Raw genomic sequence first — 13,873 nt, 5'->3', positions numbered from 1 at the left:
GGTGCCGGGGCGCGACGGCGGGTGGGCACCCGCCGTCGTGCGCTAGCTCACGCGGCGGGGCCGGACGCCAAAGTGCGTGGCCCCGGACGCGGCGACTATCCTGTAAGGGTGACTACTCCTCCCCCCGCCACTACGGACCACCGGCCCGTCCTCGTCGTTGACTACGGGGCCCAGTACGCGCAGCTGATCGCCCGCCGCGTGCGCGAGGCCAACGTGTATTCCGAAATCGTTCCGCACACCTACACCACCGAACAGCTGATGGCCAAGAACCCGGTGGCCATCATCCTCTCCGGCGGGCCCTCCAGCGTCTACGCCGAAGGGGCGCCGAACGTCGGCGCGGACCTGTTCGAGGCCGGCGTCCCGGTGTTCGGCATCTGCTACGGCTTCCAGGCCATGGCAAACGCCCTGGGCGGCAAGGTGGCAAAGACCGGCCTGCGCGAGTACGGCGCCACGGACGCCACCGCGGTGGGGGAGGGCCGGTCCATCCTGGCCGGCGTGCCCTCCGTCCAGAACACCTGGATGAGCCACGGCGATTCGGTGCAGGAGGCCCCCGCCGGATTCGACGTGCTGGCCAGCACGGCCGGCGCCCCGGTGGCCGCCTTCGCGAACGACGAGAAAAAGCTGTACGGCGTGCAGTGGCACCCCGAGGTCAAGCACTCGGCCCACGGCCAGCGGGTGCTCGAGAACTTCCTCTTCCGTGGCGCCGGGCTGGAGCCCAACTGGACCACCGGCAACATCGTGGAAGAGCAGGTGGAGCGCATCCGCGCCCAGATCGGCGATTCCCGCGTGATCTGCGGGCTGTCCGGCGGCGTGGACTCCGCCGTTGCCGCGGCCCTGGTGCAGCGCGCGGTCGGCGACCAGTTGACCTGCGTCTTCGTGGACCACGGACTGTTGCGCGAGGGCGAGGCCGAGCAGGTGGAGCGTGACTTCGTCGCGGCCACGGGCGTGAAGCTGTACGTAGCCAACGAGCAGCAGCGTTTCCTGTCGGCGCTGGCCGGCGTCACCGACCCGGAGACCAAGCGCAAGATCATCGGCCGCGAGTTCATCCGCGCCTTCGAAGCCGCCGAGAAAGCGGTGCTGGCCGAGGCCGCTGCCGAAGGGGAGTCGGTGAAGTTCCTGGTGCAGGGAACGCTCTACCCGGACGTGGTCGAGTCCGGCGGCGGCGAGGGCGCCGCCAACATCAAGAGCCACCACAACGTGGGCGGGTTGCCCGAGGACCTGCAGTTCGAGCTGGTTGAGCCGCTGCGGACGCTGTTCAAGGACGAAGTCCGTGCCGTCGGCGCCCAGCTGGGCCTGCCGGCCGAAATCGTCGGACGCCAGCCGTTCCCCGGCCCGGGCCTTGGCATCCGGATCATCGGCGAAGTCACGCAGGAGCGCCTGGACCTGCTGCGCAAGGCGGACGCGATCGCCCGCGCCGAACTGACCGCCGCCGGCCTGGACCAGGAAGTCTGGCAGATGCCGGTGGTCCTGCTGGCCGACGTGCGCAGCGTGGGCGTGCAGGGCGACGGCCGCACCTACGGACACCCGATCGTGCTCCGTCCGGTCTCCTCCGAGGACGCGATGACCGCAGACTGGTCGCGGCTCCCCTATGACCTGCTGGCCCGGATCTCCAACCGCATTACCAACGAAGTGGACGGCGTCAACCGCGTGGTGCTCGACGTGACGAGCAAACCGCCGGGAACCATCGAGTGGGAGTAGCCACAACGGGCGACCGCTGCCCAGCCGCGGCGCAGCTGCGGATGAACTGCAAGGCAATTTCGCCGAGCAGTGTTGCGGTCGCCCGTTTGGCGTTTAAAGTCCGATACCTTGTTTGACATGCCGTTGTGGTCCAGGCAAGTCGCCGAGAGTGAAGTAAAGGGGGCAGCCGTGTCGCTGGCCAGCGTAGCTGAGGCTGCTGAAGACGTTGTGGCATCGTGGCTGGAAAACCTGGGAGATCTTGCCGGGTCGGACACCTTGCTGCGGTTCGCCCCGACGTCGTCGAACAGCATTGACCTGACGCATGCCCACCCCTCCGGCCTGGCGCAGCTGCTGGCCGGGCGCCGCACCCGTCTTTCCACCTTGCTGCGCGAGCCGAACCAGTACGCCGCGGCCATGCGCACCGCCCGCAGCCTGCGCGCCAAGATCTACGAACTGGGCTCCGACCGCGGCATCGACGTCGGGTACCTGGCCGCCGGCACCGCGTCCTGGCGGGTTCCCGAGGTCGGCCGGTCGGAGGCGCTGAACGCCCCGGTGATGCTGATCCCGGTGGCGCTGGCCGTTCGCCCCAGCCAGGACGACTTCGAACTGCAGTTGACCGACCGCGCCCGGCTGAACCCGGCCCTGGTCCGCCACCTGTCCGCGGAGCAGGGGGTCGGCATCGATGCCGAGGCGACCGCACGGCTGGCCTACAGCACCGCCCGCCTGGATCCGCACCCCGTGCTGGAACGTCTGCGCCTGCTCACCGCCGACGTGCGGAACATGACCATCGAACACCATCTCCTGGTGTCGACCTTTGCGGACTTGGAAGCGGTCACGGACCCGGTCCTGCTCGATGCCGGCCATCCGGTGATCCGCGCGTTGGCCGAGGCCGGCGCCGGCTCCCAGGCCGGACCCCGTCCGCTGGCCGGCCGGAACGCGGTGCCCGTGCCGGAGGTGGAGCTGCCGCCGATCGACGAACGCGATCCGCAGGACGAGTTCCTGCTGCTCGACGCCGACGCCGCGCAGCAACAGGTGCTGGACCTCGTCCAGGCCGGGCACTCGCTGGTGGTCTCGGCGCCGCCGGGCACCGGGCAGACCCAGACCGCACTCAACGCTGCGGCGGCGCTGGCCTACGAGGGCAAGAGCGTGCTGGTGGTCGCCGAGCGCCGCGGCACGCTGACGGGATTCGCGCAGCAGCTGGAAACCGTGGACCTGGGGTCGCTGGCGCTGCAGCTGAGCGGGGACCTGACGCCGGAACAGCTGCGCCGGGCGCTGATCCGCGCGATCAGTCGCAGCGAAAAGGCGCAGGAGCCGCAGCTTCAGAAGCTGCACACCACCCTCACCGAGCACCGGCACAAGCTCCTGGAGCATGTGAAGTCGCTGCACAACGTGCGCAGCCGCTGGCGCTGTTCCCCCTACCAGGCGATGCAGTCGCTGGCCAAGCTCACCTCGCTCGATCCGGCGCCGGCGACCACCGTGCGGCTGAAGCGGTCGGTGCTGGACAGCATCACCGACCGGGCGGAGCTGGCGGCCCGGCTGGTCCGGGCAGCCGAGTTGGGCAGCTTCAGCAAGTCCGCCACCACCAGCCCGTGGTTCGGTGCCAAGCTGCTCAACCGCAAGGAAACCGAAGACGCCCACCAGCTGGCCGCCGACCTCGCCAAGGACGTTCCGCGGCTGCGTGAACGGATGAACAAGGTCGCCGAACATTCGCAGATCGCCCTCGCCGGGACGTTCCGCGAGTGGGGGGAGCAGCTCCAACTGCTGGTGGAGGTCCGCGGCAGCCTCGACAAGTTCACCCCGGACATCTTCGACCGGCCGGTCACCGACCTGATTTCCGCGACCGCGCCGAGTTCCTGGCGGCGCGACCGCGGAATCGAAATGAGTTCGATGACGCGTTCCCGGCTGCGCAAGGTGGCCAAGGAATACATCCGCCCGGGCGTGCACATCTCCGACCTGCATGAATCCCTCTTCGAGGTGCAGCAGCAGCGGACGAAGTGGGCCGACTACGCGACGTCGCAGCGCCATCCGGCGGTGCCCTCCGGGCTGGCGGACCTGAACGGGTTTTACCGGGAGGTGGCACAACGCCTTGGGAAATTGGCCGCACTGCTGGCGCCGGTGCCCGAAGACCGTGCCCTCGCAGCCCTGCCCGACGGCGAACTCCAGGAACAGCTGGACGCCCTGGCCGCGGACCGCGAAACGCTGGTGAACCTGCCCGAACGGACGCTGCTGCTGGAGCAGATGCGCGAACACGGTTTGACCGAACTGCTGGACGATCTGGCCAAACGCGAAGTCGGCGCGGACGAGGTCAGTGCGGAACTGGACCTGGCGTGGTGGCAGTCTGCACTCGAAGCGATGATCAGCGGCGACGACTACCTCGCCATGTCCGACGGCGACAACCTGCGCAAGCTCGAGGCTGTCTACCGGCTCGCGGACAACGCGCACATCGCGTCCGGGCCCGCCCGGCTGCGCTGGGAACTGGCACAGAACTGGCGGCACTCGCTCAAGAGCAAGCCCAAAGCCGCGCAGCGGTTGCGCGACCTGCTCAAGGCCGGCGAACCCACACTGGCCGCCTTGGGGCAGCAGTCGGAGTCCCTCGTTTCGGCCCTGTTGCCGATTTGGACTGCCTCCCCGCTGGTGCTGCCGCTGCTGCTCCCGGAAGGCAAGCACTTCGATGCCGTGATCATCCTCGACGCCGAAGCCACCAGCCTGCCTTCGGCGCTGACCGCGCTCTCCCGGGCGCACCAGGTGGTGGCGTTCGGCGACGGCGAGTTGGGCCGCGCCGAGCCCTTCGAAGTCAACGTGGACCGGCGGAACGATCCCGTTACCGGCGAAGCCCCGCAACCGTTGGCCAGCTGCTTCCACGCGCTCTCCGAGGTGCTGCCGGTGGTGGCGCTGACCACCGCCTATCGTGCCGTGGACCTGGACCTGACCCGGTCGTTGAGCGAGAAGTTCTACGGCGGTTCGCTGTCCCGGCTGCCCGGCGCCAGCTCCATCCGCGGGGGCGGCCTCGAAGTGGAATATCTGCCCGACGGTACCGGGATGCCCGGCGCCGGACACGAAGGCGTGGAAAGCGTCCCGGCCGAACTCAACCGCGTGGTGGACCTCGTCTTCGAGCACATCAGCCTTCGGCCGTCGCGGTCGCTGGCGGTGGTGACGGCCAGCGCCCGGCACGCCGCCCGCGTCGCGGAGGCCATCCGGCTGCAGATGCCCAATTACCCGGCGGCGGCAGATTTCTTCCACCGCCGCCAGGAGCCCTTCCGGGTGGTTCCCGTCGAACGCGCGTCCGGGTTGGTCCGCGACGACGTGATCTTCTCGCTCGGCTTTGGCCGCACGCCGCACGGGCGTGCGGTGCACGACTTCGGACCCCTGTCCGCGCCGCACGGGCGGGCGCTCTTCGCGACCGCGGTGACCCGTTCCCGGCAGTCCCTGCACGTGCTCAGCTGCTTCCGCCCCGAGGACCTGGACCCCGAGCGGCTGCGGCATGGAGCCCTCGACTTCCATGACCTGCTGGACCGCCACCTCGGCGACGGCCGGTTCACGGCGCACGAAATCTCTCCCGGAATCGACGACCCGCTGGTCGCGGACCTGGTGGAGCGCATCCGCACCCGCGGCGCACGGGTCTGGGATCATTACTACGGAGTCATCGACATCGCGGCCAGCACGGGATCGGTACAGTATTCGCCGGATGTTGAACCGACCCTGCCGGTGGCCTTGGAATCGGACGGCAGCCAGCAGTACCAGGAGCTGACCGTGCGGGAGCGCAGCCGGCTGCGCCCGCAACAGCTTGAGCGGTTGGGCTGGCGGCCGCTGACGCTGTGGACCATCGAGGTGTTCACGGATCCGGAGAAGTGCGCAGACCTGATCGGAGGCTACTTGGGACTGCACAAGCCGGAAGAACCGGCAGACAAGGACGACCGTCCGGCCACCCCGCGGAGGCCGGAGCAGGCACCGCAGGCGGATGGGTCCCCGCACGCCGCGGGTTCGGCAGACGAGCCAGGCGATGCCGGCGACGACCGGTTGCGGCCGCGCCGGGCCAGGCGCAACCAGTCGCCGACGCTGCCCACCAAGGCGTCGGAGGACGACCCCCGTGCGTGGGGCGACCGGGAAGAGGACCGGGACGCCTGGCTGCGCGAGCAGCGCCCGCCGCACTGGGGCTAGGCCGGGAGCCGGTCTGCGGGCCGGCCGATTCCGGGCGGTCCTCAGCCGACCAACACGAGGAAGACGTTGCCCCGGCTGGAGGCGCCGGCCAGCGCGGTGGCGTCCGACGGTGCGGCTGCCACGACCACCAGCCCGTCGGGCTCGCCCGCGCCGAGCAGCGCAGCCGGCGCAGGGCCGTCGTCGGCTTTCCACAGCACCGGAACGGCCCGCGCCAGGACTGTGGTTTCGGCCGGTTCTTCGAACCCGTTGCCGCTGCTGAGGACGATGTCCACCAACCGGCCCGGCGACACCAACTGGACCGTGGAGGGGTCGGCGGGGCGCACCGGCACTGCCACCGTCCCCTGCGGCGCCCCCGTTAACAGGCCCGGCCCGACGATCGAGGTGTCCAAGACCGGAGAACCGGCGTGCAGCGCCGTCGCCAGGCGCTGGCCCACCAGCAGGGACGGGCTGTCGGCGGCACCCTCCGGGACGGCACCGGCCGGCAGTTCAGCCAGTTCCAGGTCGTCGGCGGACAAGAGGGCGCCGGCCGGGAGATCGGACGCTGCGACCACCACGGAATCAGTGGGGTTCGGCGCCGGGGTCAGCTGCTGCACGACCAGTGCCGCGGCCGCGCAGAGCAGCAGGGCGGCAAGCAGCCGGTAGTGCCGCCGCAGCAGCCGGCGCGGCGACAGTGCAGGGCGGGCGGTGCGGGACGGGGCGGCAGCGGTGGGCATGCGGCCACGCTAGAAGCACACGGGCGCCCACGGTCAGCGGGGTGAGCGCACCTGTGGATGCAGTGCCGCCGCCGGTTCGCAGTGTAGGAGCGGCCGCGGGCTCCCGGCGCGGCTAGCTGGCGGCTGCGGCCGGAGCCGGGGCGGCGGCAGGCTTCGAGGCCTCGCCCGCAGCTGGCTTCGCCGCCTCGGAAGAGGCAGCGGACCCGGAGCCAGCGGACCCCGAGGAGGCGGCGGGAACGGAGCCGGCCGCGGAAGAGTCGCGGGAATCGGTGCGGTAGAAGCCCGAGCCCTTGAAGACGACCCCGACGCTGTTGAACTTCTTGCGCAGGTTGCCGCCGCATTCGGGGCAGACGGTCAGCGATTCATCACTGAAGGACTGCTGGATGTCGAAGGCATGGGCGCAGTCTTTGCAGGCGTAGGCGTACGTGGGCACAGTAATTCCTCCTGAAAAAAACTTGGCTGGAGCAGGAGGCGCCCGGCCAGGCGTTGGCACTCACCCGCTCAGAGTGCCAATTCTACACCGTCCGACCGGGGAACCACGTCCAGCCCTCGGGGGACACGGCGCCGTCCAGCGGCGCGTCCAGCGCGGTGAACTCGAAGGCGCCCGCCGCCACCACCTCGTCGGAGTAAAAAACCCCGACAAACTTCGGGCGGGCTTCGCCGTCGCCCAGCGACGCCAGGAACCGGTCGTAATAACCGCCGCCCTGGCCCATCCGGTTGCCGTCGGAGTCCACGGCCAGCCCGGGCACGAGCACCAGCGGCAGGCCGGCCATGATTTCCGGGCCGAAGCGTTCTCCGACCGGCTCGTCTATCCAGGCCCGAGGGCTGCGGGCCAACTCCACGCCGCTGAACCAGTGCGCCCAGCTGAGCCGGTAGTCCGGTTCACAGATCGGGACCACCACCCTGTAACCGGCCTCCTCGAGGGCCGGCAGCAGCATGCGCGTGGACGGTTCGGAACCGACGGACAGGTAGGCCGGCACAGTGGTCCCGGCCGGTACGTTCAGCCGCCGGAGACCGTCCAGCACCTGCCGCGCCAGGGCGGTTCCGGCCCGAATCCGGTCTTCCTCGGGACGTGCCCGGCGGCGGGCCCGGAAGAATGCGCGGGCGGTTTCCTTGTCCATGCCGGTCTGCTTCTCCATGGCCGACATCGTAGTTGCTTTCCCGTCGGATCGGCTTGCTTCGCAGCTTCGTTCGGTAGTCTGAATTCATGACGCCTCATCGCACGGTACGCAAAGCAGTCATTCCGGCCGCCGGGCTGGGAACCCGTTTCCTGCCCGCCACCAAGGCCATGCCCAAGGAAATGCTCCCTGTAGTGGACAAGCCGGCCATCCAGTACGTGGTCGAAGAAGCGGTGCGCGCGGACTTGAGCGACGTCCTGGTCATCACCGGCCGCAACAAGCGCCCGCTGGAAGACCACTTCGACCGCGTGCCCAACCTCGAGCAGATCCTGGAGGAGAAAGGCGATGTGGAGAAGCTCGCCGCCGTGCAGGCGGCCTCGGAGCTGGCTGACATCCACTACCTGCGCCAGGGGGATCCGCTGGGTCTCGGCCACGCAGTCCTTCGGGCCCGCCAGCACGTGGGCGACGAACCGTTCGCCGTGCTGCTCGGAGACGACCTGATTGACGAACAAGACGACCTGCTGACCCAGATGATCGAGGTCCAGCAGCAGACCGGCGGCTCCGTGGTCGCCCTGATGGAAGTCGACCCCGCGCAGATCAGCGCCTACGGCTGCGCCGACGTCACCCCGATGGGGGACGGCAGCTATGTACGGATTAACGAACTGGTGGAGAAGCCTTCGCCGGACGAGGCCCCGTCCAACCTGGCGGTCATCGGCCGTTACGTGCTGCACCCGGCCGTCTTCGACGTGCTGGAGGACACCAAGCCGGGCCGGGGCGGCGAAATTCAGTTGACCGATGCGCTCGAAGCCCTGGCCGGCCGCGAAGGCGAGGGCGGCGGCGTGTACGGCGTGGTCTTTACCGGGCGCCGATACGACACCGGCGACAAGCTCAGCTACCTCAAGGCCGTCGTGACCATCGCCTCCGAGCGCGAAGACATCGGCACGGAACTGCGTTCCTGGCTGAAGGGCTTCATCGACGGCTCGGGCGACTGAGCCCGTCGCGACCGCGAAGAACTTCACATGGGGTACGGACCGGCTATCTGGCCAGCGACGCTTGCATGCGGTGACTTATCGCTGCGCCCGATCCGGTACCGGGACCGGGGCGAGTGGACCGCCGTGCGGCGCCGCAATGCCCGCTGGCTGGAACCGTGGGAAGCCACGAACCCGGCTCCGGGCGGGTATCTGCCGTCGTTCTCCGAGATGGTCCGCTCGCTCAAGCACCAGGCGCGGCTGGCCACGGCCCTGCCCTGGATCATCACCGAACTGCGGGCAGGAAGGCCCAAGCCGGCGATGGTCGGGCAGCTGACCGTCTCCAACATCGCCTGGGGTTCTGCGATGTCGGCCACCTTGGGGTACTGGGTGGATGAGGCGTGTGCCGGCCGCGGGATAGCGCCCACGGCGGTGGCCATGGCGACCGACCATTGCTTCCAAACGCTCGGGCTGCACCGGATGGAAATCAACATCAGGCCGGAGAACCGCCCCAGCCTGCGCGTCGTGGAGAAGCTAGGCTTTCGCGACGAAGGGCTGCGCCCGCGGTACCTGCACATTAACGGGGCCTGGGCGGACCACCGCAGTTTCGCGCTCACTGCCGAGGAGGTTCCCGGCGGCCTGCTGGACCGCTGGCTGGAGCACGGCGACGTCGGACCGACACCATAATGCAGCGCCGCGCGGAATCGTTATCCGACACACCGTGATGAATGCCGCGTACGGCATGCTTGAGCTTCTACGGTTTTGAGAGTGGACATTCAGAGCTCTGTGATCTTGGCGGTCATCGTCGGGCTGTGGTTTGTCTGGGTAGGACCGTATGTGCTCCGCGGAGCATTCCGTCCCGCGATGGTTGAATCGGCGCCGGGACACGCAGCACCACTAGTTTCAGTACCCGCAACCGCCTCCGGCGGCAACCAGGGGATCATCATGGAATACAACGCCCAGCCGGCACCCTCGACCTCGTCGCCCGTGCCCCGGCCCGACCGGCAGCCCGAGTTCCGCATCCGCTACGGCCGGACCGCGCTGGCACTTGCCGGGGCCTCGGCACTGTTGGTTTTCGTCGTCGGCGGAGCCCTCGCGCTGGCTGGCGTAGTCTCGGGCCGCGTCCCGGGCTTCGCGCTGCTGGCGGCCGTCGCCGTCGTCGTCATCCTGCGCTCCCTGGCAGTCCGCGATCGCAGGAACCGCGCCGCCGCACGCGCCCGGCAGGCCGCCCGCGCGGCATCGGCAGCGGAGCCGGCGGGAGCCGTGAAGACTCCCGCGAAGCCCACCGAATTGTTTGACGGGGCAGCGGGGGACACTGAGGCGGCGCCGCAGCCCGCCCAGGACGGCCCGGCCCGGTTGACAGCCGCCGAACTGCGCGAGGAAGCCTTGAAGGTTGCCGCAGACGCCGGCGACACCGCCGCACCGGGGCAACCGTCCGGCACTCCCTGGCAGCCGGTCGACGTGCCCAAGCCGACGTACGTGGGCGCGGCCAAGGCCACGCGCCCCGCTCCGGCGCCGCTGCCGGCTCCCGAGGTCAAGAAGCCGCAGACCAAGACGTCGATCAAGCAGACCGCCGCGCAGCGGACCGACGAGGCCGCCCGGACATCCGAGCAGGCGGCCGCCGGACAGCAGTCGGAGGACGGCGCCTCAGCCGCCGAGGCCTCCGGCCAGCAGTCGGCCGCGAACCGCCTCAACCTGGACGACGTCCTGCAGCGCCGGCGCGCCTGACCCGGGGCACCCCGGCAGGTTGACTGCGGCCCGTCCATACCGGACGGGCCGCAGTCATGTCCGCATCGCGGTACCGCGCGTTCCGGGCGTTCCGGGCCGCAATGGTGTGCAATGGAGGCATGGATTCACCGAACCCGGACCTGATGGCCACCGAGACCGCCGGCATCGACCTCTTGGAAAGTCCCGGCATGCTCGAGCCGCTGGAACTGGCCGTCGGCACCCTCGGCGGCACGGTCCAGTCCTGGCACCTGGCGAAGCTGCAGCACCGGCCCGGGGCCGGCGCGACCGGGATCTACACCGTGCGGCTCCGAGCGCACGACGGCGGCGAGCGGACTGAGTACGTCTGCATCACCACCGCGCCGGTGCCCGAATGCGGGCTTCCGCTGGTACGCCTGGACGGCGGACCCGTCCCGCTGACCGCCTGGCTGTACCCGGCCGACCCGGTGCTGGCCGGACTGCCTGCGGCGTGCGACCCCGCCGCGGTGGGACGCAGCGTCTTCGGCGGGGGAGAAGCGGAGCTGAAAATGGTCAGCTACAGGCCGCTGCGGCGGGCTGTGCTGGAAGCCGTGCAGGGCGGACACAGGGTCTTCCTGAAGGTGGTCCGTCCGGACCGGGCCGCACAGCTGATCCGCCGGCACCGTCTCCTGACCGACGCCGGCCTGCCGGCCCCCGTAGCCTCCCCGGGCCCGGCCGACGGCGTGGTGGTGCTAACGGAGGCGAAGGGTACGCCGCTGGCCCAGGCCCTGATGGACGACGGCGCCGCCGGCCTGGCGCCGGAAACCCTCCTGGCACTGCTGGATGCGCTCCCGGCCGGAGTGCTGGAGCTCTCGCGGCGCCCGGCCTGGGCGGACCGAGCCGCCGACTACGCCAAGGCGGCGGCGGCCGTGCTCCCCGACGAGCAGGACCGGGTATTTGGCCTGGCAGATCGGGTGGAACGGCTGCTGGCGGCCACCGACGCCGGTCCGGTGGTTCCGACCCACGGCGACTTTTACGAGGCGAACCTGCTGGTGGACGGCGGGAAGATCACCGGCCTCATGGACGTGGACTCGCTGGGACCGGGCCATCTGGTGGATGACCTGGCCTGTTTCCTCGGGCACCTGGCCGTGCTGCCTGCCGTACACCCGGGGTACGTGCATGTCCCGGCGGCGCTGGAGCGTTTTACCGCCGCCTTCGACACCGTGGTGGACCCGGCGGCCCTGCGCGGCCGGGCCGCCGGCGTGGCGCTGTCGCTGGTTGCCGGAGCCAAGACCCCCGGGGAGGGGGACGGCTGGCAGCAGGACGCCCGGCAGCGGCTTGCCATCGCCGAGGACCTGGCCACCGGCGCGGCCTGATTCGTCGCCCGCCTCAGGCGTCGGTGACGAGCCGGTAGCCCATGCCGCGGACGGTGGCGAACTTCTCCGCCCCCAACTTGTTGCGCAGATAGCGGACGTACACGTCCACCACGTTGGAGCCGGGGTCGAAGTCGTATCCCCAGACCCGCGAGAGCAGCTGCTCGCGGCTGAGCACCTGGCCCGGGTTCCGCAGGAAGGCCTCGGCGAGGGCGAACTCCCGGGCGGAGAGATCCACCTCGCGGCCGCCCACGGTGGCCCGCCGGGTCCGCAGGTCCAGGCTCAGCGTGCCGCTGCTCAGGATGGCCAGGTCGACGGGCTGCGCCTCGGAGCGCAGGCGCAGCCGCACCCGGGCCAGCAGCTCCTCGAACCGGAACGGCTTGGACATGTAGTCGTCCGCGCCGTTCTCCAGCCCTGCGACGGTGTCGTCCACCGAGCTGCGGGCCGTGAGGATGATCACCGGGGTGTCGTTCCTGCCCTCGCGCAGGCGGCGCAGCACGGTGAAACCGTCCTGGTCTGGCAGCCCGAGGTCGAGGATGACCAGCTCGAAGTCCCCGGTCATGGCCAGCTGGTAGCCCTCCCGCCCGGTGCCGGCGACCGTGGGCACATAGCCGGCCGCCTTCAGGCCCTTCGCCACGAAGGAGCTGATTCTGTCCTCGTCCTCAATGATCAGAATCTGGCTCACGCTGTCTCCTCCTTGTCTGCGGCCGCCTCCGGGCCGGTGAGCACGACGGTGAAAGTCGAACCGGCGCCCGGCGCCGAGGCCAGTTCCACGGTGCCGCCGTGCGCCGCGGCAATGGCGCTGACGATGGTCAACCCCAGTCCCGAGCCTTCCGCCCGTGTGCCGTTGCTGCCGCGTGCGAAGCGGTCGAAAATCCTGCCCTGGTCTTCCGGAAGGATGCCGGTTCCTTCGTCCCTGACCCACAGCCGCAGCTCATTGCCGCGCACGGCCGAACCGATCGCCACCGTGGAACCGGGCTCGGAAAATTTCACGGCGTTGGCCGCCAACTGCAGCCAGGCCTGGGTGATCCGCCGCCCGTCGAGCGGCCAGCGGGTTTCGGCCCGCGCGTCGACGGCCCAGCGCTTGTTGCCCAGCGGCCGGGCCTTGTCCAGCACGTCGTCGGTCAGTTGCCCCACTTCGACGTCGGACGGGCTTACGAAGCCCGGACGTTCAGCTTTGGCCAGCAAGACCAGGTCGTCAACGAGCAGCCGCATCCGGTCCAGTTCGTCCAGGGCGATGCCGCGCACTGATTCCACGTCTGCCGGGTCGAGCGAGTCCTGCAGCTCCAAGTGGCCCTGCAGGATGGTGATGGGGGTGCGCAGTTCGTGTCCGACGTCGTCCAGCAGCTGCCGCTGCGCCGTCATGGACGCCTCCAGGCGGTCCAGCATGTCGTTGAACGTGCGGGAGAGCTCGGAGATGTCGTCGTTGCCGCTCACCGGAATGCGCTGGGTCAGGTCCGCGTCGGTGATCCGTTGTGCCGTTTCGCGCACCAGCCGGATCGGCGCCAGCAGCCGGCCGGCGACCTGCCAGCCGACGACGCCGATCAGTACCAGCGAACCGAACCCGATCAGTGCGTAGGTCAGGAAGATGTTGTCCAGCTGCTGCAGTTCGGCGTCGTAATCATAGGCCAGCACGAACGTGCTGTGGGCCGGGTCGGAGGAGAGCTGCACCGGCACGGTGACTACCCGGTACGTGGTGGTCGACGTCTGCATCGTGGTGAGCACCACCCGGTCGGACGCGGTCGCGTCCGGGCCCAGCAGGGCCACGAGTTCGGCATCCTGCTCGAGCCTTAGCTGTACGGACGGGCTCGCCGTGTACGTCACCCTGCCGTCCACGAGGCCGAGCATGCCTTCGTTGGCGGAGGGAAGCGTCCGCTCCATCGCCAGGAAAACCAACCGGCTCGCCTGTGTGAAGGGCTCGCCCGTGTCCGGGTCAATGCCCGTGGCTGCCAGGGTCTTGAACTCGCTGACGCTGCGCTGCAGCGAGTCGTCCACCCGCTGGATGATATGGGACCGCTGCAATGCGAACGCCACCGATCCGGCCACCACCAGGCCCAGGGCCGAAAGGGCGAGCACCGCGGCCAGTACCCGGACGCGGACGGACAGTCCGCCCGGCGGCCTATGCACGGCCGCCGGAGAGGGCGCCGCTGCCACACCGCATGCCGCGGCGGCGCCGGGCGGCG

Annotated in this window: 11 protein-coding genes; 6 read left to right on the top strand and 5 right to left on the bottom strand. The window is 70.0% G+C overall.

What is annotated here, in order from left to right:
• Positions 1-108: 108 nt before the first annotated feature.
• Together guaA and AC5RV3_RS09280 are read left to right on the top strand one after the other, a co-directional pair.
• Positions 109-1,698, top strand: a complete 1,590-nt coding sequence (guaA, locus tag AC5RV3_RS09285; RefSeq protein ID WP_494121872.1) for a glutamine-hydrolyzing GMP synthase — start codon at positions 109-111, stop codon at positions 1,696-1,698.
• A gap of 117 nt (positions 1,699-1,815) precedes the next feature.
• Complete coding sequence (locus tag AC5RV3_RS09280) at positions 1,816-5,835, top strand: DUF4011 domain-containing protein (protein WP_494121871.1); 4,020 nt, start codon at positions 1,816-1,818, stop codon at positions 5,833-5,835.
• A 41-nt stretch (positions 5,836-5,876) separates the two neighbouring features.
• Here the strand turns inward: AC5RV3_RS09280 and cpaB are convergent, their stop codons facing one another.
• From cpaB to AC5RV3_RS09265, 3 genes are all read right to left on the bottom strand, one after another.
• A complete protein-coding gene (gene cpaB, locus AC5RV3_RS09275; RefSeq protein WP_494121870.1) occupies positions 5,877-6,548 on the bottom strand; it encodes a Flp pilus assembly protein CpaB in 672 nt (223 codons plus the stop codon).
• A 112-nt stretch (positions 6,549-6,660) separates the two neighbouring features.
• Positions 6,661-6,981, bottom strand: a complete 321-nt coding sequence (locus AC5RV3_RS09270; RefSeq protein ID WP_494121869.1) for an FmdB family zinc ribbon protein — start codon at positions 6,979-6,981, stop codon at positions 6,661-6,663.
• Positions 6,982-7,063: 82 nt separating this feature from the next.
• Entirely contained in the window at positions 7,064-7,687 is a 624-nt protein-coding gene (locus AC5RV3_RS09265) for a 5-formyltetrahydrofolate cyclo-ligase (RefSeq protein WP_494113636.1), read from the bottom strand.
• A gap of 68 nt (positions 7,688-7,755) precedes the next feature.
• Here AC5RV3_RS09265 and galU point away from each other — a divergent pair, with 68 nt between their 5' ends.
• The 4 genes from galU (at position 7,756) to AC5RV3_RS09245 (ending at position 11,693) form a co-directional block, all read left to right on the top strand.
• The gene (gene galU / locus AC5RV3_RS09260) at positions 7,756-8,658 is read left to right on the top strand and encodes a UTP--glucose-1-phosphate uridylyltransferase GalU (RefSeq protein ID WP_494113635.1); all 903 of its coding nucleotides are present in this window, start codon (positions 7,756-7,758) and stop codon (positions 8,656-8,658) included.
• A gap of 27 nt (positions 8,659-8,685) precedes the next feature.
• Positions 8,686-9,321 carry a GNAT family N-acetyltransferase gene (locus tag AC5RV3_RS09255; RefSeq protein WP_494121868.1) on the top strand — a complete coding sequence of 212 codons (636 nt, stop codon included), beginning with the start codon at positions 8,686-8,688 and terminating at the stop codon, positions 9,319-9,321.
• Between the two features lie 81 nt (positions 9,322-9,402).
• Positions 9,403-10,362 carry a hypothetical protein gene (locus tag AC5RV3_RS09250; protein WP_494121867.1) on the top strand — a complete coding sequence of 320 codons (960 nt, stop codon included), beginning with the start codon at positions 9,403-9,405 and terminating at the stop codon, positions 10,360-10,362.
• 119 nt (positions 10,363-10,481) lie between these two features.
• Positions 10,482-11,693 (top strand): phosphotransferase, encoded by a 1,212-nt coding sequence (locus AC5RV3_RS09245; protein ID WP_494121866.1) that lies wholly within the window; start codon positions 10,482-10,484, stop codon positions 11,691-11,693.
• A gap of 13 nt (positions 11,694-11,706) precedes the next feature.
• On the opposite strand, the gene AC5RV3_RS09240 is transcribed toward AC5RV3_RS09245, so the two are convergent.
• On the bottom strand, positions 11,707-12,375 hold the full coding sequence (locus AC5RV3_RS09240; RefSeq protein WP_494121865.1) for a response regulator transcription factor: 669 nt from the start codon (positions 12,373-12,375) through the stop codon (positions 11,707-11,709).
• Entirely contained in the window at positions 12,372-13,844 is a 1,473-nt protein-coding gene (locus AC5RV3_RS09235) for a sensor histidine kinase (protein ID WP_494121864.1), read from the bottom strand. The genes AC5RV3_RS09240 and AC5RV3_RS09235 overlap by 4 nt, the downstream gene beginning before the upstream one ends.
• Positions 13,845-13,873: the final 29 nt, after the last annotated feature.

The organism is Arthrobacter sp. Y3221114, from assembly GCF_059092625.1.
This window is presented reverse-complemented; position numbering and strand designations above follow the sequence as displayed.

Coding starts and splice junctions, on each gene's coding strand:
- AC5RV3_RS09280 (WP_494121871.1), top strand. CDS start 1,816: ATGCCGTTGTGGTCCAGGCAAGTCGCCGAGAGTGAAGTAAAGGGGGCA.
- cpaB (WP_494121870.1), bottom strand. CDS start 6,548: ATGCCCACCGCTGCCGCCCCGTCCCGCACCGCCCGCCCTGCACTGTCG.
- AC5RV3_RS09265 (WP_494113636.1), bottom strand. CDS start 7,687: ATGGAGAAGCAGACCGGCATGGACAAGGAAACCGCCCGCGCATTCTTC.
- galU (WP_494113635.1), top strand. CDS start 7,756: ATGACGCCTCATCGCACGGTACGCAAAGCAGTCATTCCGGCCGCCGGG.
- AC5RV3_RS09255 (WP_494121868.1), top strand. CDS start 8,686: ATGGGGTACGGACCGGCTATCTGGCCAGCGACGCTTGCATGCGGTGAC.
- AC5RV3_RS09245 (WP_494121866.1), top strand. CDS start 10,482: ATGGATTCACCGAACCCGGACCTGATGGCCACCGAGACCGCCGGCATC.